The sequence below is a fragment of the Flavobacterium frigoritolerans genome (assembly GCF_025847275.1).
In the GTDB taxonomy this organism is placed as follows: domain Bacteria; phylum Bacteroidota; class Bacteroidia; order Flavobacteriales; family Flavobacteriaceae; genus Flavobacterium; species Flavobacterium frigoritolerans.
Window position 1 is genome coordinate 22649 of sequence record NZ_JAOZEV010000006.1, and the last position, 19902, is coordinate 42550.

A 19902-nucleotide genomic window follows, 5' to 3' on the forward strand; every position below is an offset into this window, starting at 1 on the left:
GTGAAAAGGAATGTATTATACTATAAAGTTAAAAACCCTGTTTACAACATACTTAGCCTCTCTTATTTATGCATTTTAGGATATTAAGAATCGAAAATTGTTAATATGATAATCAATGATTATCTTTGATCTAAATTCATCATTTTTTATTTAAAACAACTGTACTTCATAACTTCGGAATTGATACAGTATACTTTTACATATCACAAAAACTTACCCAAAATGTTCAAAAAAGGATCTAAACTAAATAGTATTTTAAAAGGCACTTGTCCTAAATGTCAAAACGAAAGTATGTACGAAGACAAGAACCCGTTACATTTAACTAAGGTTTTAAAAATGAATGAATCTTGTAGTCATTGCGGATTTGTATATCAAATTGAGCCTTCCTTTTTTTACGGAGCGATGTATGTGAGTTATGGTTTAAACGTTGCTTTAGGTATTGCAGCCTTTGTTATATCTTATGTTTTATTAAACTCAAGCATTGAAACTTCGTTTATAGCAATTGTAATAACTCTTATTCTATTATTTCCTTTTGTATTAAGATGGTCAAGAAACATTTACATTAATATGTTTGTTTCTTACGACCCAACTACTAACATAAAATAATTAGGTAATAACTAGAAAACTAAAATTCTGTATACAGTTCAGATAGCACAGTCGAACTTAGATAATCTACTTATTCTTCTTTCTATAAAATCGTTGGATATTTATTTCATCATCCAAAGGCACTTCATTTTCAATATTTTCAAATAAAGCTTTTGCCATAGCTGGTCCAAGCATGACCCCACGTGTCCCTAGCCCGTTAAGGATATGAAGCGATTTATGCATATTATGTGTTCCTACCAATGGCCTTCTGTCTTTTACAGTTGGGCGAACTCCCGCAAAATGCGCTACGATTTCAAATTCGCAAGTAATAATTTCACGAATACGCTCTAAAAGTTCCTGTTTAGCTTCTTCAGTAGGCAAATCCGTTTTATCCTTCCAGTTGTACGTTGCCCCCACTTTAAACAAATCATTGCCTAAAGGCAATATAAATACACTTGTATTTACAATTACATCTAAATTTAAGCCTACTGCTTTTATGATAAACAATTCTCCTTTTGTTCCATCCAAAGGCAAATCATTAAAAAATGGATTCTTATGCAATCCAAACCCTTCTGCAAAAATGATATGACGTGCTCGGATGTTTTTATATTGTATACCTGAATCTAAAAACTCTATTTGATTATAATCAAACGATTCTTGCAGCAACAAATTATTAGTAAGTAAATATTCACTATATTTTTCTAATAATAAAGCGGTATCAACATAACCTGTATGCAAAACTTCGCCATAATCATATGGAGAATCTATACTATTGTATTTTTTAGAAATTAACTTAGTAGACAAAAATGGTGCTAAGTTTTTTTTATCTGAAGCACTAAACCAATTGTTTTGTTCTTCTATCGAAAAAAACTTTCTCAAGATTGGTAGTTGATAGTTAAATTTTGTAGCTAGTTTACTTTCTATAGCTACATAAAAGGAATCCATTAAAACAAGCTGTTCTTGTGCTTGCCATACTTCACTAAATCTTTTTAAAATTACTGGATTATACAATCCTCCTGCAATTTTTGAAGAGTTTTGTGATTTATCATCTACTACCAAAATAGATTTATTGTGCGACAATGCTTTTTCTGAAAAAGAAATCCCAGCCAAACCTGAGCCAATAATTAAATAGTCAATCATTAAAAATAAATTAAACTGTTACAGCCATCAAACTTAAATAAAAAAAAACTCTTACCACGAATGGTAAGAGTTTATATTAAAGAAGGAAATTATTTTTTAGTAATTCCACATATCTGATTCGAAATTTCTAATTTTCTCTTTCACTCTCTCAGATTCTAACAATTGATTCTGAGCATTATCCTTCATGTATTCTTCTATAGCTCTATCTCCATAAACATTTTCTTCTTTATAGATTGTACTATTAAAACGTCTAGAGTTTAAGATTTGATCAAAAGAAATTGGCATTGCAGAGTTCTTGTCATTAAAAGCTTTAGCTTCATGCAAGACATTTCTAGCATCTGGGAAGAATACCCAGAACAATTCGATATAATCTTTTTCTTCACTATTAATAGTGTAAACATCTGGAGTAACAGGACAAATTCCTAATAGACGATACTTCAATTCACTTTGACGCTTGTCAAAATACCAATACCCTTTAATTTTATATTCTGTAACATCTTGAGCTGTTAAATCAGTTTTCAAGATATACTCAGAAGATATCGTTTTAGATGCAGGAACAGTTACTGTTTCACTTGTAGTTACTTTGTTCTTTCCTTTACCTGTTGTCTTCTTTTTTTCGATCGTTTGCATAACATACGCACCCGGATCTTGATTCAATTGCTCTCTACCTGCATCTGTTGTATCGATACGTGATAAAGAAGCCTGAATATCTTTCATAGACTTTTTGGTATTGAAATAACTATCAGTGTATACTTCAGTAATTTTACCATTTTTAATTGCCTTTGTCAAGACATCGTACATAGAACGTCTGTCTGAACCGATATTTGCTGTATCAATTGGAAAATATAGTGAGAAGTTGATTTTTTCGTTCAAATCAATGATTTCCCAAACCGTTTTTCCCATCAAAACATCTCTATCGTGTACGTAACCATAAGCTAATGGTTTGTCATTATCTGAAATAAGTTGTGCTGGCGTTTTCAAACCAATTTCTGCAGGTGTTTTTGCATTAAGCAAATTCGACTGTGCAAATGTGGTATAACTCCCTGCAACAGAGATAATAGCTATTAAAAAATTTCTTACATTCATCATGGTATCAGTATAAGATATTGAAGTAGTTTACTTTATAATTCTACTTATTATTGTATTTCAAAAATTACTGGAGAAGTTCTAGGTAATAAATAACTTCCTGCTCCAACAAGTTTAGTTTTAATCTCAGAAATAGTGACTTGGTCACCTCTACCTGCTTTTGAAAGAACTGATTTACATTGTGCATTTAATCTATTACCAGAAACTACAACTGTAGGTTGCCCAGTAACTTTTAAATTAAATCCAACAACATCTAATCCAACTTCAAAATCAAAATCAACTAATTTAGCTCCTATTGTTGCTACTTCTAAGTTTGATTTAGGTCCTTTTACGATACCCATTTCTCCTCTAATAGTTCCACTTGGTCCAGGAATACCTTTAATTCTGAACGTTTTCTTATCAGAAACAGTAGTTCCATTTGGCAATGTACCTGTAACAGAAATTGTAGTTTCTGTACCTGTACCTGGATTCATATTATATTTTCCTGGTTTACCTGCAGAAGACAATCCTGGAGCACTTGCTACAACTTTATTATCAGCAACTCCAGCAAATGAAACTGAGATAGGGTTAACAACACCTCTATAAACTACATTCATTTTATCAGCAGAAATAGTAGCTGAATTTGGTTTTGGTACTACAACATATTTACCTTCAAATTTAAGTGGAATCGTTTTCCCATCTTCTAAGAATGTAAATTGTCCGTTAATACTTTGCTCTCCAATTCCACCAGCAGTCATCGAAATAACAGCTTGTCCATTAACAATTTTACCTGGTCCAGAGAATGAAGTAGGTTTTGTGTTTTCGTCATAACGACCTAAAACAACTTTACCTGTAACAGTTTCTCCTTGAAAGTAAGCACTTTTATCAAGAACAACAATTGCTTTATAATTACTATAAGAAGCTGCTGCTACTGCTGCTTTTCCTAAAGCTGAACTATATACATCAGATTCTGCTTTTTTAACATCACTTTGCCAAGCTGATAATTTTGCAACTGATGCAACAGCTGGGAAACCTTTAAAATGATAAGTTAAAAATTTATCTTTTAATCCTTCTTGGTTTTTAACGTCAGAAGTATTAAATTTATTTTCAATCTCTGCTACAATTGCACTGTACTTTTTATCGCTCAATGCAGCTTTCATGTCAGCTTTGTACTTATTTATTTTTGCAACAATCTCGTTACCTTTTGCAGTATAACCTTCTCCAGTAAACCAATTGTCGATATTATCTCCTTTATCCATATTTTCATATGGTAACTTTCCAGTTGCTGCGTCTTTTTCGAATCCTTTTAAAACATCACCTTTTAATGAGCCAATGTAATCATAAAAGTCCTTAGATATAGCTTGTACTTTATGTGCTGTTTGAGAAGCCATTTCAAACTCTCCTTTTGCTTCAGCCGCCTTTTGATCTAATGCTGTTAACATTTGCTCATTAGACATATTTGAAGCTTCGTTTGCACTTTCAAATTTTTCATTCATTAAGCCAAAAGCTGATAAAACTTCTTTTGACATATTCATTGCTAACATTGCGATAAAAACCAGATACATCAGGTTTATCATCTTCTGTCTAGGGGTTAATTTTCCTCCTGCCATATTTTCTAAATAATTAGTTTTTTATTAATAATAATTGTTTTTAACTAATTATCCTTTATTATTCATAGCCGAAAGCATACCACCATATACATTGTTTAAAGAAGCAATATTTGCAGTCATTGATTGCATTTGCTCTTTTAATTTTGTTGCATTTTCAGCGATTTCTTTGTTTGCTTCTGCATTTCTTGAAGCACTTTCTAATTGAACTTTATATAAACTATTTAATGATTCCATTTGTGCAGCTGCAGTAGATAATTCTTCGCTGTATTTTTTAGTAGAAGCAATTGAATCAACTGTAGGCGAAATACTTTTGGCAGCAGATTCAAAGTTTTTGATACTGTTACCTAAGCTTGACATTAATTCTCCGTCAATTTTAGCTTCTTTAAGCATAACGTCTAATTTTTGAGATAATAAACCTTGCGCATCAGATGGTGTTTCAACTTTTGCTACTTTAGCTTTTGCTGATCCATTTGCCAATTCTGGATAAACTAATGTCCAATCTAATTCATCATCAACTGGTTCAAAAGCAGATAAAGCAAAAATTAATGCCTCAGTTACTAATCCGATTGAAAGCATCAAGGTTCCTGTTAACGGCCCGATTTCAAAGTGAGTAATTTTGAATAAAGCTCCAATAATTACTACTGCTGCTCCCATACCGTAAGCGAAGTTCATCGCTTTTTTACTTAATAATGCCATAATTCTGTTTGTTTGTTTTAGGTTTTAAAATAAGGATTTGGTTATTGTATTTAATTTACTTTCTCTTAATAATTAATTATTTTTTATTTCCAGTTGATTGCGTTCCCATATAATCTTGAACAGTTCTAAAACCGATAAAACTTCTTGCAGAATCTGCGTATTCAAAATCTCTAGTACTTACTTGCAAGAAATAAGCAACATCTTTCCATGAACCTCCACGCACTACTTTACGTTTGTTTGAAGTATCCTGTACATTAGGATTCATAGTTGATACATATTCGTAAGCATTTGGACTATAAGATGAATCTGTCCACTCTGCAACGTTCCCTGCCATATTGTACAAATTGTAACCATTTGGATCATATGATTTTGCTTCTACAGTATACAAAGCATTATCTGCAGCATAATCTCCTCTATTTGGCTTAAAGTTAGCCATAAAACAACCTCTATCATTTCTGATATAAGGACCTCCCCAAGGATAAGTTCCAGACTCCAGACCTCCTCTAGCAGCATACTCCCATTCTGCCTCTGTTGGCAATCTGAAAGAGTTTACTAAATCATGTCCTTTCTTTTTTGATTTGATGTATGAGTTTTTATTTAAAGTTCTCCAAGCACAAAATGCTTTTGCCTGAGTCCATTTTACTCCTACAACAGGATAATCTCCATATGCTTTATGCCAGAAATAATCATTATGCATTGGCTCATTATATGAATAAGTAAAATCTTTAATCCAAACTGTTGTATCTGGGTAAACCTTAACTTCTTCTGTCTTAACGAAATCTTTTCTTTTTCCTACTTTAGCTTTAGCTGCAGCCTGAATATCCATCCAAGAATATCTAAATTTCAACTTGTTAACATCCATCGTTCTTAAACCATTATATGATTCTTCAACAGGAATATACATAGAATCCATTACCTCTGCATAATACTCATCTGGATATGCTTGTGTACTCTTAGGTAATTTCACTTTTTTGTTTAACTTTCTTCCAGCGTAAGGATCATCAGCAGTACCTATACTATAATAATTATCGTACATATACTTATCATAAGCTGTCATCTTTTCTGGATCTGAATCGTTAAAAGCATAATCACCTATACTTCCACCTTTTTTACCTTTAGATTCACCTGGTTTTTGCCCCATTTCGTCAGCCATAATAGCCAAACGAACTCTCATAGTAGAATCTTTAACCCATTCTACAAATTGACGGTACTCACTATTTGTTATCTCTGTCTCATCCATATAAAAAGAACGAACGGTAACGGTTTTAGTTGGCGCATCCTCTACTTGAGCCAAGTCATCATCTGACTTACCCATGATAAAAGATCCTCCTGGAATCAAAGTCATTCCATAAGGTTTTTCTGGATACCATTTCCCGCCTTTAACACCTACCAATTCTCCTTTGTCACTTGACCTACCACAACTAATCATTAGTGTTAAAAATGCCGCAAATGCAATAAACTTCTTCATATATATTTGGATTATCTATTCATTATTATAAGTCCGTAAACCTATTTATTATTTTTTAAAAAAACAATAGCTTTTTGTGTAATTTATTTCACGGTCCAAAATTAAAGTTAAAAAAAATAAAAAAAAAATATTTAGTCGATAAACTGCTACGAAATACCGCTAAAAAACGTTAAATTTTAATATTTGTAAGTTTAACCCTGCTAATAAAACCAAAAACAAGTATTCAAAAAACCCTTAAATCATTAGCATCTTATTACGAAAACGATTACACAGTATTTTTCCGTTGTGCTTTCCACCATCTTTCAGGTAATTCCTGATTACAAGCTATCAAATATTCATCATAAGAACAAGATAACAACGTATTTCTCTTCAATTTATTATTCTCATTTGAAATAAATGGTATCTCTATCCACCAACGGTCTGTTTTGTCACTTTTATAAAAAACCAACTCCTCTTCCTCTAATGGAACTATATATTTTAAATAGTTTTTTCGGCTACCATATGGATACTCATTTGAACGATAATGATACCCTTCGATGAAATACCAAACTATTTGCGCTATTATTGGAGCTTCCTGCAATGTATTATTATGATTAAATACTCCAAAGGTTGAGACTTTATCACTAATTCCAGCATATCTCGCAAGCGAACAGATTTCTTTACCATCAAAACCATTAGGTTCAAAAGCAAAAGTATTCCCTGAATCGGCAGATTTAACTGAATTTAAATCGAAACTTACTAAATCGGCATCTCTAAAAACTGGCTCTGCTAGCGCAATTTTATTTGAAATCTCACCCAATCGATAAGCATCAAAAAACAATTTCTCAATTAAATCTATCTCTTCTTGCGAATTATAATAAGTCTGATATCCGATATTACAGTAATTAAATAAATTGTTAGGTGCGTCTACTATAATTTTAGTTAAATAAGAAGTTGCTGAAGAATCTTCGCTTTCTTTTCCAAAATCAAATTTATTATCGACTGCAACTAAGTTAACCATCTGCTCTAAATCATCGTAAGCACGATATAATGCATAAGTTAAATCCTGAGATCCACCTATCACGATAGGCACCACTCTGTTTTTTATTAAAGCTGCTGTTATTTTCTTCAAAAGATAATAAGTATCATCTACCGAATCTCCTGGCACAATATCTCCTAAATCAGCAATAGACATATCCCAATTTCCGGGAAACATGCCATATAGTTTTTTCCGAAATGGATTTAAATCCACATCATTAATCGCTGATACATCTCCGCGATTATCCAAAACCCCAATTATAGCTATATTAACCTTAGTTATATCCGGAAATTGATCTTTGGTATGCAAAACTATTTTACTTCCCAATTCTTGAGAAGACAAGGTACCAACGTAGTTTAGAATTTCTTCGGCAACTGGTTGTAGAAAATCAAATTCCATTTTTTATTTCTTTTTTGCTACTGTTTTTTTCGCTACAGCTTTTTTAGCCGCTGGCGCTTTTTTTGCAGCTGTCTTTTTTACTGGGGTTTTCTTAGCTATCATTTCCTGAACTTCAGCCAAAGTCAATTTTGTAGCATCAACATCTTTACTTAATTCAATTTTAATTTTACCTTTTGTGATAACCGAACGTCCCCATCGTGCTTTTTCAACTAAGATTCCTTCTTCTTCCCAGTTATGAAGTACTTTATCAATATTTTTCTGAAGTTTATCTTCAATCAAAGCTTCAATATCCGATTGTGACAAATTATCAAAATCGTATTTTTTACTTACATTAATAAACAATCCATTCCATTTGATAAATGGGCCAAAACGACCTACTCCTTTTTGCACTCCTTCTCCTTTATAAACAGCAATAGGAGCATCAGCAAGTGCTTTTTCATCTATTAACTCTTGTGCTCTGGTAATTGTTACATCTAATGGATCTTCTCCTTTTGGCAACGAAATAAAAACACTTCCATGACGGACATAAGGCCCGTAACGTCCATTACTTACTTCTACTTCTTCTCCTTTATATTCACCTAAGTTTTTAGGCAATAAAAACAAATTCAAAGCTTCTTCCAACGTTATGTTTCCAATATTCTGATCAGCCATTAAACTGGCAAATTTCTTATCTTCATCATCCGGCTCTCCTATTTGCGCCATTGGACCAAACTTCCCTAAACGAACTGAAACTGGTCTTCCTGAAACTGGATCTTTTCCTAATATTCTCTCTCCACTTTCTCTTTCAGCATTCGCCTCTACATCTTTCACATTTGGATGGAATTTATCATAAAACTCCTGCATCATTTGTGCCCAATCAATATTTCCCTCAGCAATTTCATCAAAATCCTGCTCTACTTTTGCTGTAAAATTATAATCTAATATTGTCCCAAAATTCTTAACCAAGAAATCTGTAACAATTGTTCCGATATCAGTTGGAACTAACTTTCCTTTATCCGAACCTGTATTTTCTTTAAGCAACTTCTCTCCTACCTTATTAGATTGCAAAGTAAGTTGTGTATAATTACGTTCTTGTCCGTCAAGATTTCCTTTTTCAACATAATTTCTGTTGATAATAGTCGAAATAGTTGGTGCATAAGTAGAAGGTCGACCAATACCCAACTCTTCTAATTTCTTCACCAAAGAAGCTTCTGTATAACGCGCTGGCGGTCTTGAATATCTTTCAGTAGCCGTGATGTAGTTGTTTATTAATTTTTCATTCACTTTCATTGCTGGCAACATTCCTTCTTGCTCCTCCTCGTCATCGTCATGACCTTCAAGATACACCTTTAAGAATCCTTCAAAAAGCAAAACTTCTCCAGATGCTGTAAATATTTCACTATGATTATTAGCTTCAATTTTTACATTGGTTCTTTCTAATTGCGCATCACTCATTTGTGAAGCCAATGTTCTTTTCCAAATCAAGTCATACAAACGCGCTTGATCTCTGTCAATATTCACTGTATGACGCGACATATCTGTAGGTCGAATCGCCTCGTGTGCTTCTTGCGCTCCCTTACTCTTGTTTGTGAAAGTTCTCGGTTTTGAGAATTCTTTTCCGTACGATTTAATAATTTCTGCCTGAGCAGCATCCATCGCATCTTTAGAAAGATTAACACTATCAGTTCTCATATAAGTAATAAGTCCTGCTTCGTATAAACGTTGTGCTAACTGCATTGTGATTCCAACTGGCAAATACAATTTTCTCGCTGCCTCTTGTTGCAAGGTAGAAGTTGTAAATGGTGCTGTTGGTGATTTTTTGGTAGGTTTCGTTTCTAAGTCTGAAACCTTATATGAAGAACCTATGTTTTTATTTAAAAAATCTTCAGCTTCTTTTTTTGTATTAAAATTTTTAGGCAATTTAGCCTTGAACGTTTTTCCGCTTTCATTAGTAAACTCCGCAACAACAGAATATGATGCTACAGCTTTAAAATTCTGAATTTCACGTTCTCTTTCAACAATTAAACGCACAGAAACTGACTGCACACGTCCTGCTGATAAACCTCCTTTAATTTTCCTCCATAAAACAGGAGACAATTCATATCCTACTAATCTATCTAATACACGACGCGCTTGCTGTGCATTAACCAAATTATAATCTATTTCTCTTGGATTTTCAATTGCTTTTAGGATAGCCGATTTTGTAATTTCGTGAAAAACAATTCGCTTGGTTTTTTTTGTATCCAATTTCAATTCCTCAGCAAGATGCCATGAAATAGCCTCCCCCTCGCGATCCTCATCACTTGCCAACCAAACCATTTCGGCATTCTTAGATAATGTTTTTAGCTTACTAACCAAAGCTTTTTTATCTGGAGAAACTTCATATTTAGGTTTAAAACCATTCTCTACATCTACACCGATTTCTTTCGAAGGCAAGTCGGCAATATGCCCATAACTTGACTCTACTTGAAAATCACTTCCTAAAAATTTCTCTATCGTTTTTGCCTTTGCAGGTGACTCAACTATTACTAAATTCTTTGCCATTACTCTATTTTTCTGGAACAAAAGTATCTATTTTTTTTAAATATTGCGCTTTAGTAAATTTTAAAAATATTTTATACTATTAATAAGTGCCCAAATATAAACAAAATTACATGTTTTTTCTTACAATACAAATACTCAAATACACCCAAATCATTCACCTTATAAAATGACCAAAATAAAACAGCCCCCTATAAACTAAAATTTTCCAGCAATAACCACATCAATTCCAATTTCTTCCAGTTTTACCTTAGTTTCCGGATCAATACCATCATCAGTAATAAGCACATCAATTTTATTCAAATTACAGATTTTACCAAAACCTCTTATATTCATCTTCGTAGAATCTGCAAGTACTATAACCTTTTCTGCTACTTCAATCATAGCCTGATTTAAATGTGCTTCTAAAGCATTTGATGTACTTAAACCGAATTCTAAATGAACACCGTCTGTACCTAGAAATAATTTATTGCAAGAAAACTGACTCAATGTTGCTTCGGCTATCGGACCAACTGCTGAAGTAGAACTATTTCGAACATCTCCACCTAACTGTATCGTATCAATATTCATTTCTTTACTAAGTTCTAGAGATACTTTTAAAGAAGGTGTAAGCACCGTTAGTTTTTGAAATCCAGTAATTATTCGAGACAAATAATGAATATTCGAACCTGAACCTAATATAATATAATCGTGTTCACTAATATACTTTAAAGCTTCTTTGGCTATTTGCTTTTTTTGTTCTACCTGCAAAGTTTCCTTATCACTAACATCTCTTTCAAAAGCATAAATCGGCTTCTTGCTCGCCCCTCCATGTGTACGATGTAGTAACTTTTCATTTTCTAAAAAATTCAGATCCTTTCGTATGGTTACGGTTGAAACATTATACATTTCACATAAATCAACCACATTAACATATCCTTTCTGATCTAATTCTTTAAGTATATCTTCTTGTCTTCTGTTGATAATGGTCATAATGCAGCTTTAATATTAAGATTCTTCATGGCGAAAGATACAAAAATAAAATAATAAAATAAATTTCACTTTATTTTTTTTGGTTTCGTTTAATTTCATTATGTTTGTTATTCGAAAGCATTTTAAGAAATACGAAACAAATAAAACCGAACAATGAAACGAATAGAACAATTAGCAAAACTAAAGCAAACCTCCGAATGGGATGTAATTGTGATTGGAGGAGGTGCTAGCGGACTAGGGACAGCTCTTGATGCCGCAAGCAGAGGATACAAAACTGTTTTGATTGAAGCAGTAGATTTTGCCAAAGGAACTTCTAGCAGAAGTACTAAATTAGTTCACGGAGGTGTTCGTTATCTAGAGCAAGGAGATATTTCTCTAGTAACAGAAGCTTTAAAAGAAAGAGGACTAATGGCTCAAAATGCAGGCCACTTAGTTAAAAATCAATCTTTCGTAATACCTAATTACAATTGGTGGGGAGGCTACTTCTACACCATAGGGCTTACTATTTATGACTTACTAGCAGGAAGACTAAGTTTAGGCCGATCTAAATATATTTCAAAGAAAAAAACTATCGAGCTACTCCCTACTGTAGAACCAAAAGGTCTGGTAAGTGGTGTTATCTACCAAGATGGTCAATTTGATGATTCTCGTTTAGCTATAAATATTGCACAAACTGCAGTAGAAAATGGCGCTTGTCTTTTAAACTACGCTAAAGTTATTGGCTTATTAAAAAATGACAAAAACCAAGTTACAGGTGTTGAAATAGTAGATCATGAATCTGGTGAGAAATACGAAATAAAAGGTAAAGCGGTCATAAACGCAACTGGAGTTTTCACTAATGCAATAATGAAACTAAACGATACTGTGTACAAAAAATATATCGTTCCAAGTCAAGGAATTCACCTTGTATTCGACAAATCTTTCTTACCTGGCGATCAAGCATTGATGATACCAAAGACAAGCGATGGAAGAGTTTTATTTGCAGTGCCTTGGCATAATAAAGTAGTAGTTGGAACAACAGATACTTTAATTAAGAAACACAGCTTAGAGCCAATTGCATTAGAAACAGAAATTGAATTCGTATTAGAAACAGCACAACGCTTCTTAGTTAAAAAACCTACACGTGCGGATGTTTTATCTGTTTTTGCTGGATTAAGACCATTAGCAGCACCAGAAAAAGAAGGGAAAAGCACCAAAGAAGTTTCAAGAAGTCACAAAATAATTGTTTCTGAAACTGGATTAATAACCATAACTGGAGGAAAATGGACTACCTACAGAAAAATTGCTGAAGACATTATAGACAAAGCAATTACTGTACATAATTTACCGAAAGCAAAATGTAAAACTGAGCACATTGCAATTCACGGAAACAAACAAACCGATACAAAAGCCCGAGAAAACCACTTATATATATACGGAACTGATATTCCTAAAATATTAGAATTACAAAATAACGAACCCGAATTAAAAGAAAAATTACATCCGGATTACGACTACACTATGGCAGAAGTAGCTTGGGCAATTCGCTATGAAATGGCAAGAACCATAGACGATGTACTAGCCAGAAGAGTTCGTTTATTATTTTTAGATGCTCGTGCAGCTATCGCTTCAAGTGAAAAAGTTGCCCTATTATTAGCTAAAGAATTAGGCCACGACGAAACATGGGCACAAAGACAAATATCAGAATTTAAACATCTTGCAAACGGATTCATTTTATCAGATTTTCAAGAAAAACACCATTAACAGTACACCATTATGGAAAACAAATTTATCCTAACACTAGATCAGGGTACTACCTCCTCTAGAGCCATCATATTCAACCATGATGGCAAAATTGTAAGCATTTCTCAAAAACCTTATGAACAAATCTTCCCAAAACCAGGATGGGTAGAGCACGATCCCAATGAAATTTGGTATTCACAAATTAGTGTTGCTGCCGAAGTTATTGCAAAAATGGGAATTTCAGGAAAAGAAATAGCTGCAATCGGAATCACCAATCAACGTGAAACAACAATCGTTTGGGATAGAGAAACCAGCGAACCTCTATACAATGCTATTGTTTGGCAAGATCGTCGAACTGCAAAATATTGTGACGAATTAAAATCTCAAGGTCTTTCAGACATGATCCAAGAAAAGACTGGATTAAAACTAGATGCTTATTTTTCTGGTACTAAATTAAAATGGATCTTAGATAATGTTGAAGGAGCGCGCGAAAAAGCAGAACAAGGAAAACTATGCTTCGGAACTGTAGATACATGGCTTATCTGGAAACTAACCAGAGGAAAAATGTTCATGACTGACGTTTCTAATGCAAGTAGAACCTTACTACTAAACATTCATACATTAGAATGGGACACTGAATTATTGGAATTATTTAATATTCCAAGAGCAATGCTACCTGAAATAAAACAAAGTAGTGAAATATATGGTGAAACTTGTACAACATTATTTTCTACAAAAATTCCAATATCTGGTGTAGCTGGAGATCAACAAGCAGCTCTTTTTGGGCAACTATGTACTGAACCCGGAATGGTAAAAAACACTTACGGAACAGGTTGCTTTATGCTAATGAATACCGGAGACAAACCTGTTTATTCTAAAAATAATTTACTTACAACTGTTGCCTGGAAAATAAACGGAAAAACTACTTATGCTTTAGAAGGAAGCGTATTTGTAGGTGGAGCAGCAGTACAATGGTTACGAGATGGTGCAAAAATGATTGATTCATCTGACGAAATCGAAACTTTAGCAGCAACTGTACCCGACAATGGAGGTGTTTATTTTGTACCTGCTTTAACAGGATTAGGCGCCCCTTATTGGGATCAATATGCCAGAGGAGCAATTTTTGGCATTACCAGAGGAACAACAAATGCACACATAGCCCGTGCAACCTTAGAAGGAATTGCTTACCAAGTATTTGACTTAGCAAAATCAATGGAGGCTGACTTTGGAAATGAAGGAAAAGAATTAAGAGTAGATGGCGGAGCTGTTGTCAATAATTTAATGTTACAATTTCAATCTGATCTATTCGGCTTTAAAGTAATTAGACCCAAAACCCTAGAAACAACAGCATTAGGAGCTGCATACTTAGCTGGATTAGCTGTAGGTTACTGGAAAAGTATAGACGAACTGCAAGAACAATGGTCTATTGACCGTGAATTCTCACCAGAAATGCCAAAAGCTGAAGTAGATAAATTGGTACATAACTGGAACAAAGCCGTAGGTCGTACTACAAATTGGATTGAAGATTAGAGGATAAATCAATAAAAAAAACAAGAAGATGTCACCATTTATTGCAGAAATTATCGGCACAATGCTCGTTATCTTATTAGGTAACGGAGTTGTAGCAAACGTGGTTCTTAAAGGAACAAAAGGAAACAACTCTGGATGGATAGTAATTACTACCGGATGGGCATTTGCTGTCTTTGTAGGCGTAACAGTTGCAGGACCAATTAGTGGTGCACATCTAAATCCTGCGGTAACAATTGGATTAGCTATCATAGGGAAATTTGCTTGGGGGCAAGTAGCTTCATACATCATTGCTCAATTAATAGGTGCTATGCTCGGTGCGTTCTTAGTTTGGCTATTTCATAAAGACCATTTTTCTATAACCGAAGATGAAGGTTCAAAACTAGCCTGCTTTAGCACAATACCCGCCATTAGAAACAACTTTTCAAATTTGATTAGTGAGATAATCGGAGCTTTCGTTCTTATCTTCGTAATCTTCTACATTGCAGGTCCAGAACTCAGCATAGGTACCGCTACTGACGCTAAAATTGGACTAGGTTCAATAGGCGCTTTACCCGTTGCTATTTTAGTATGGGCAATCGGACTTTCTTTAGGCGGCACTACGGGTTATGCAATTAATCCCGCGAGAGACTTAGGTCCTCGTATCACACACGCTCTTCTTTTTAAAGGAAGTAGTAACTGGGACTACGCATGGATTCCGATTATAGGCCCTATCATAGGATCAGGTTTAGCAGCACTCTTATATATGGCACTACTTTAAATATCTTTTTTATAAAATAAAAAATCATGAAAAAAATACTATTTTTCTCTATAATCTCGATTATAGGGCTAACTGGATACGCTCAAAAAACAGCGGCCTCAGATAGTAGTTTCGTTTCAACAGAAAATACAAAACCCTCCCGTTTAGACTTTAATGCTGACTTAAAAACAAGTCACCTATGGAGAGGTCTTGTTATTAATGACGGTATGACTGCTACTGGAAATATTCATTACACATTTGATAAAGAAAGAAATTTCACTGTCGGAATATGGGGTGGTGCAGGATTTGACGGGAAATACCGTGAAATAAACTACTATATTCAATATCAAAAAAATAATTTCTCAATTGGATTATGGGATTTATTCAACACTACTGGAATTGAAAATCCTGAAGTATTTAATTACAATAAACTTACAAGCACACATCTTATAGACTTAAGAACTTCTTATCGCTTCCCAGAATCATTCCCTTTGCGAGTAGAAGTTGACATAATACTTTACAGCGGCTTAAAAGATAGAGAACTGAACAGCGATAACAGCTACAAAAGCAAGTACTCAACTTATACCGAGTTAAGCTATCCAGTCATAAAAAATCAAAAAGTAAATCTGGATATTTTTATGGGAGCAGGTTTTGCACTTGATGGAGAGAATTTCTTATACTCAAACAAAACAGAAAGTAGTTTCGGAATTGTAAATACTGGAATAAAAGCTACCAAGGAAATTTCTGTATTTAATTATAAATTGCCCGTTTCAGCAACTGCAATGTGGAACCCTGAAAACAAAATTGCCAGAGTACAATTAGAAGTTAATCTATTCTAAACTCATTTCGTTTTTTAATTTGTTAGCTAAAACTCTCTTTATTCTAAAGAGAGTTTTTTCATGTTAAGCAAAATTACAAAACAATGTTAAATCTTCGTCTGACATCTTGTCATAATCACGCAAATAATCGTACATTTGTGGCCTTATTAAAATACACTTTTGAAAGTGCCTTATGGAAAAGATTATTGAAGAAAGCAAACAAGGCGAAAGTCTTGTTTTAGAAAATAAACCTGAGAATACTAAGAAACTCTTTATAGAAAGCTACGGTTGTGCGATGAATTTTTCGGATAGCGAAATTGTAGCTTCAATTTTGTCAGACGGTGGTTATAATACAACTTCGGTTCTTGAAGAAGCCGATTTAGTTTTGGTAAATACCTGTTCTATACGTGACAAAGCCGAACAAACAATTCGTAAACGTTTGGAAAAATACAATGCCGTAAAACGCATTAACCCAAAAATGAAGGTTGGAGTTTTGGGATGCATGGCTGAACGCTTGAAAAGTCAGTTTCTAGAAGAAGAAAAAATAGTAGATCTTGTTGTTGGTCCTGATGCCTACAAAGATTTACCTAATTTATTAAGCGAAGTCGAAGAAGGTCGTGATGCTATAAACGTAATTTTATCAAAAGATGAAACCTACGGTGATATTTCACCTGTTCGATTAATGAGCAACGGAATCACGGCTTTAGTTTCAATTACCCGTGGTTGTGATAATATGTGTACGTTTTGCGTGGTGCCTTTTACCCGCGGACGTGAACGTAGTCGCGAACCACAGAGTATCATGAATGAGATTCAGGATTTATGGAATAAAGGCTTTAAAGAAATTACACTATTAGGTCAGAACGTAGATAGCTACTTATGGTATGGTGGTGGATTGAAAAAGGATTTTGTTAGTGCATCAGATATGCAAAAAGCAACTGCAGTAAATTTCGACCAATTATTAGAAATGGTAGCTGTGACTTATCCTAAAATGCGTATTCGTTTCTCGACCTCAAATCCACAAGATATGCACGAGAGTGTTTTGCACATTATTGCAAAATACCCAAATATATGTAAACACATACATTTACCAGTTCAGTCTGGAAGCAACAGAATATTAAAGGAGATGAACCGCTTGCATACACGTGAGGAATACATGACTTTGATTGACAAAATCAAAACAATAATTCCAAATAGTTCAATATCGCAAGATATGATAGCAGGTTTTCCAACAGAAACAGAGCAAGATCATCAAGACACAATGAGCTTAATGGAATATGTGAAGTATAATTTTGGTTATATGTATTCCTATTCCGAACGCCCTGGGACTTTAGCTGGAAGAAAAATGGAAGATGATGTTACCGAAGAAACTAAAGCCAGAAGATTACAAGAAATTGTTGATCTACAACAAAAACATGCTTGGTTTCGTTCTGAAGAATTTATCGGGCAAACTGTAGAAGTTTTAGTTGAAAAAGTTTCTAAAAAATCAAAAGAAGAATTCTCTGGAAGAAATTCACAAAGTATTACAGTAGTTTTTCCAAAAGAAGATTATAAAATTGGTGATTTTGTAAATGTAAAAATTACAAGTTGCACCAGTGGAACATTAAAAGGTGAAGCTGTTGGATTGAGTAACATGAATTGATTTTTTTAATGCCACGTAATTAATAATCATAAAATGGTACTTAAAACAATAACTTTAATAGTTTTCATATCTTTAATTTCTTGCTCTTCTATTAAAAACAAGACAGAAATCAAAGAGGTTTCAAATCAGTTATTTTTTAAGCCAGATGGTATATATTCAGAAAAACTTGATAACAATTCGACAAACATATATTATTTTAGTTCTATCGATAGTATTGTCTATTTTTCGAAAATAACAAAAGACCATAATGATTCTGTTGGCAAACAAAAATTATCAACAATACCATTTGGTAGATATTTAGTAAGCGGCAACAACATTAAAGTACAACAGGATATTGACAAATTGGTAAAAATTAAACCAAAAAGTAGTTACAATTTTCTTTTTATGTTTTTACCTACTAAATTTGGAAGTAACAGAAATGTAACGCTGATAGATAAAGAAATTATTACCGAAGGAGAAGTAAAAAAAGATAGCATTATTTTAACAAAAGAATATCTAGGTACTGAAGAGTTAAATTTTAAGAAACGAAAAGGCTCTAAAACAATTCCTAAAAATTCTTTATTAATTTTCAATGCGAACCTAAAAGGCATCGTTACAAAAGAAAGTAAATACAGCGCGAATAAGGCAACAATAGTATCAAATTAATTTGTGACAAAAAGAAAACATAAATGGAGACAGTTCAAGCTATAAAACAACGTTTTGAAATTATTGGAAATGATCCTAAGCTTAATCGCGCCATAGAAAAAGCAATTCAGGTAGCACCAACCGATATTTCGGTAATGGTAACTGGAGAAAGTGGTGTCGGTAAAGAAAGTATTCCAAAAATAATACATTCACTTTCACATAGAAAACACGGAAAATACATAGCTGTAAACTGCGGTGCAATTCCCGAAGGAACTATTGATAGTGAATTATTCGGTCATGAAAAAGGAGCTTTTACAGGTGCTACAAGTACTCGTGAAGGTTATTTTGAAGTTGCCGATGGTGGAACTATTTTCTTAGATGAAGTTGGAGAATTACCCCTTACCACACAGGTAAGATTACTTCGTGTACTAGAAAATGGGGAATTTATAAAAGTAGGTTCATCACAAGTACAAAAAACAAATGTGAGAATTGTAGCTGCAACGAACGTAAATTTATTTAATGCTATCGAAAAAGGTAAATTTCGTGAGGATTTATACTACCGTCTGAGTACAGTTGAAATTACTTTACCTCCTTTACGTGAGCGAAAAGAGGACATTCACTTATTGTTTAGAAAATTCGTATCCGATTTTGCTCATAAATACAAAATGCCTCCATTAAAACTAGATGATGATGCTGTACAACTATTGCAAAAATTTAGATGGAATGGTAACGTTCGTCAATTACGAAATGTAGCCGAACAAATTTCGGTTCTAGAAACGAATCGTGATATTACACTTGCAACATTACAATCTTACCTACCTACTGAGGGTCCAAATTTGCCTTCAGTAATTAATGACAAGAAAAACGATAGCGACTTTAATACAGAAAGAGAGATTTTATACAAAGTCCTTTTTGATATGAAAAGTGATTTGCATGACTTAAAGAAACTTACATTAGAATTAATGCAAAATGGTAGTGCAAATGTGCAAGAAACCAATAAAAATTTGATCAAAAAAATATATGGTTCACAAGAAAATGATAGTGAAATTGACTTTGAAGAAGAACCTAGAACAGCTGTTATGACCACTCCTAATCGTGAGGAACAATATCAGTCTTCAAACGATGATAATTATTTATTTGCAGAAACAATCGAAGAAGAAGAGGTTTTACGATTGGAACAAAAAGAAATCGAAATGATTAAAAAATCATTAGAAAAAAACAAAGGAAAACGAAAAGCTGCAGCAGACGAACTAGGAATTTCGGAACGAACTTTGTACAGGAAAATAAAACAATTTGATTTGTAAAATAACACCTCTAAATTGTATAAAAATTGACAACTAAAATAAATACCTTTGGGCTT

At 33.5% G+C, this 19902-nt stretch carries 16 protein-coding genes; 8 read left to right on the forward strand and 8 right to left on the reverse strand.

Features of this window, described 5'->3' with window-relative positions; translation table 11 throughout:
* Nucleotides 1-222: 222 nt before the first annotated feature.
* A complete protein-coding gene (locus OIU80_RS09530; protein ID WP_264286790.1) occupies nucleotides 223-606 on the forward strand; it encodes a DUF983 domain-containing protein in 384 nt (127 codons plus the stop codon).
* A gap of 66 nt (nucleotides 607-672) precedes the next feature.
* Here the strand turns inward: OIU80_RS09530 and OIU80_RS09535 are convergent, their stop codons facing one another.
* From OIU80_RS09535 to OIU80_RS09570, 8 genes are all read right to left on the reverse strand, one after another.
* On the reverse strand, nucleotides 673-1725 hold the full coding sequence (locus OIU80_RS09535; RefSeq protein ID WP_264286791.1) for an NAD(P)/FAD-dependent oxidoreductase: 1053 nt from the start codon (nucleotides 1723-1725) through the stop codon (nucleotides 673-675).
* Nucleotides 1726-1821: 96 nt separating this feature from the next.
* The gene (gene porN / locus OIU80_RS09540) at nucleotides 1822-2811 is read right to left on the reverse strand and encodes a type IX secretion system ring subunit PorN/GldN (protein ID WP_264286990.1); all 990 of its coding nucleotides are present in this window, start codon (nucleotides 2809-2811) and stop codon (nucleotides 1822-1824) included.
* Between the two features lie 50 nt (nucleotides 2812-2861).
* Entirely contained in the window at nucleotides 2862-4400 is a 1539-nt protein-coding gene (gene porM / locus OIU80_RS09545; protein ID WP_264286792.1) for a type IX secretion system motor protein PorM/GldM, read from the reverse strand.
* A 48-nt stretch (nucleotides 4401-4448) separates the two neighbouring features.
* Complete coding sequence (gene porL, locus OIU80_RS09550; RefSeq protein ID WP_264286793.1) at nucleotides 4449-5096, reverse strand: type IX secretion system motor protein PorL/GldL; 648 nt, start codon at nucleotides 5094-5096, stop codon at nucleotides 4449-4451.
* Between the two features lie 76 nt (nucleotides 5097-5172).
* The gene (gene porK, locus OIU80_RS09555) at nucleotides 5173-6564 is read right to left on the reverse strand and encodes a T9SS ring complex lipoprotein PorK/GldK (RefSeq protein WP_264286794.1); all 1392 of its coding nucleotides are present in this window, start codon (nucleotides 6562-6564) and stop codon (nucleotides 5173-5175) included.
* 265 nt (nucleotides 6565-6829) lie between these two features.
* On the reverse strand, nucleotides 6830-7981 hold the full coding sequence (locus tag OIU80_RS09560; RefSeq protein ID WP_264286795.1) for a formimidoylglutamase: 1152 nt from the start codon (nucleotides 7979-7981) through the stop codon (nucleotides 6830-6832).
* 3 nt (nucleotides 7982-7984) lie between these two features.
* Nucleotides 7985-10504 carry a type I DNA topoisomerase gene (gene topA / locus OIU80_RS09565; RefSeq protein WP_264286796.1) on the reverse strand — a complete coding sequence of 840 codons (2520 nt, stop codon included), beginning with the start codon at nucleotides 10502-10504 and terminating at the stop codon, nucleotides 7985-7987.
* Between the two features lie 195 nt (nucleotides 10505-10699).
* Nucleotides 10700-11473, reverse strand: a complete 774-nt coding sequence (locus tag OIU80_RS09570; protein ID WP_264286797.1) for a DeoR/GlpR family DNA-binding transcription regulator — start codon at nucleotides 11471-11473, stop codon at nucleotides 10700-10702.
* Between the two features lie 153 nt (nucleotides 11474-11626).
* On the opposite strand from OIU80_RS09570, the gene OIU80_RS09575 reads away from it, so the two are divergent.
* The 7 genes from OIU80_RS09575 to OIU80_RS09605 all read left to right on the forward strand — a co-directional run bounded on the left by OIU80_RS09575 (nucleotide 11627) and on the right by OIU80_RS09605 (nucleotide 19846).
* Nucleotides 11627-13216 carry a glycerol-3-phosphate dehydrogenase/oxidase gene (locus tag OIU80_RS09575; RefSeq protein WP_264286798.1) on the forward strand — a complete coding sequence of 530 codons (1590 nt, stop codon included), beginning with the start codon at nucleotides 11627-11629 and terminating at the stop codon, nucleotides 13214-13216.
* Nucleotides 13217-13228: 12 nt separating this feature from the next.
* Nucleotides 13229-14725 carry a glycerol kinase GlpK gene (gene glpK, locus OIU80_RS09580; protein ID WP_264286799.1) on the forward strand — a complete coding sequence of 499 codons (1497 nt, stop codon included), beginning with the start codon at nucleotides 13229-13231 and terminating at the stop codon, nucleotides 14723-14725.
* Nucleotides 14726-14753: 28 nt separating this feature from the next.
* Complete coding sequence (locus OIU80_RS09585; RefSeq protein WP_264286800.1) at nucleotides 14754-15482, forward strand: MIP/aquaporin family protein; 729 nt, start codon at nucleotides 14754-14756, stop codon at nucleotides 15480-15482.
* A gap of 26 nt (nucleotides 15483-15508) precedes the next feature.
* Nucleotides 15509-16300, forward strand: coding sequence for a hypothetical protein (locus tag OIU80_RS09590; RefSeq protein WP_264286801.1), 792 nt, complete (start codon nucleotides 15509-15511; stop codon nucleotides 16298-16300).
* Between the two features lie 172 nt (nucleotides 16301-16472).
* On the forward strand, nucleotides 16473-17918 hold the full coding sequence (gene miaB / locus OIU80_RS09595; RefSeq protein WP_230604481.1) for a tRNA (N6-isopentenyl adenosine(37)-C2)-methylthiotransferase MiaB: 1446 nt from the start codon (nucleotides 16473-16475) through the stop codon (nucleotides 17916-17918).
* Nucleotides 17919-17951: 33 nt separating this feature from the next.
* Nucleotides 17952-18563 (forward strand): hypothetical protein, encoded by a 612-nt coding sequence (locus OIU80_RS09600; protein WP_264286802.1) that lies wholly within the window; start codon nucleotides 17952-17954, stop codon nucleotides 18561-18563.
* A 23-nt stretch (nucleotides 18564-18586) separates the two neighbouring features.
* The gene (locus OIU80_RS09605; protein WP_264286803.1) at nucleotides 18587-19846 is read left to right on the forward strand and encodes a sigma-54 interaction domain-containing protein; all 1260 of its coding nucleotides are present in this window, start codon (nucleotides 18587-18589) and stop codon (nucleotides 19844-19846) included.
* Nucleotides 19847-19902: the final 56 nt, after the last annotated feature.

Bases quoted from the DNA above. Each gene is read 5' to 3' on its own strand.
- OIU80_RS09530 (WP_264286790.1), top strand. From the start codon at position 223: ATGTTCAAAAAAGGATCTAAACTAAATAGTATTTTAAAAGGCACTTGT.
- OIU80_RS09570 (WP_264286797.1), bottom strand. From the start codon at position 11,473: ATGACCATTATCAACAGAAGACAAGAAGATATACTTAAAGAATTAGAT.
- porL (WP_264286793.1), bottom strand. From the start codon at position 5,096: ATGGCATTATTAAGTAAAAAAGCGATGAACTTCGCTTACGGTATGGGA.
- porN (WP_264286990.1), bottom strand. From the start codon at position 2,811: ATGAATGTAAGAAATTTTTTAATAGCTATTATCTCTGTTGCAGGGAGT.
- OIU80_RS09575 (WP_264286798.1), top strand. From the start codon at position 11,627: ATGAAACGAATAGAACAATTAGCAAAACTAAAGCAAACCTCCGAATGG.
- OIU80_RS09560 (WP_264286795.1), bottom strand. From the start codon at position 7,981: ATGGAATTTGATTTTCTACAACCAGTTGCCGAAGAAATTCTAAACTAC.
- miaB (WP_230604481.1), top strand. From the start codon at position 16,473: ATGGAAAAGATTATTGAAGAAAGCAAACAAGGCGAAAGTCTTGTTTTA.
- porK (WP_264286794.1), bottom strand. From the start codon at position 6,564: ATGAAGAAGTTTATTGCATTTGCGGCATTTTTAACACTAATGATTAGT.
- OIU80_RS09585 (WP_264286800.1), top strand. From the start codon at position 14,754: ATGTCACCATTTATTGCAGAAATTATCGGCACAATGCTCGTTATCTTA.
- glpK (WP_264286799.1), top strand. From the start codon at position 13,229: ATGGAAAACAAATTTATCCTAACACTAGATCAGGGTACTACCTCCTCT.
- OIU80_RS09605 (WP_264286803.1), top strand. From the start codon at position 18,587: ATGGAGACAGTTCAAGCTATAAAACAACGTTTTGAAATTATTGGAAAT.
- OIU80_RS09590 (WP_264286801.1), top strand. From the start codon at position 15,509: ATGAAAAAAATACTATTTTTCTCTATAATCTCGATTATAGGGCTAACT.
- topA (WP_264286796.1), bottom strand. From the start codon at position 10,504: ATGGCAAAGAATTTAGTAATAGTTGAGTCACCTGCAAAGGCAAAAACG.
- OIU80_RS09600 (WP_264286802.1), top strand. From the start codon at position 17,952: ATGGTACTTAAAACAATAACTTTAATAGTTTTCATATCTTTAATTTCT.
- OIU80_RS09535 (WP_264286791.1), bottom strand. From the start codon at position 1,725: ATGATTGACTATTTAATTATTGGCTCAGGTTTGGCTGGGATTTCTTTT.
- porM (WP_264286792.1), bottom strand. From the start codon at position 4,400: ATGGCAGGAGGAAAATTAACCCCTAGACAGAAGATGATAAACCTGATG.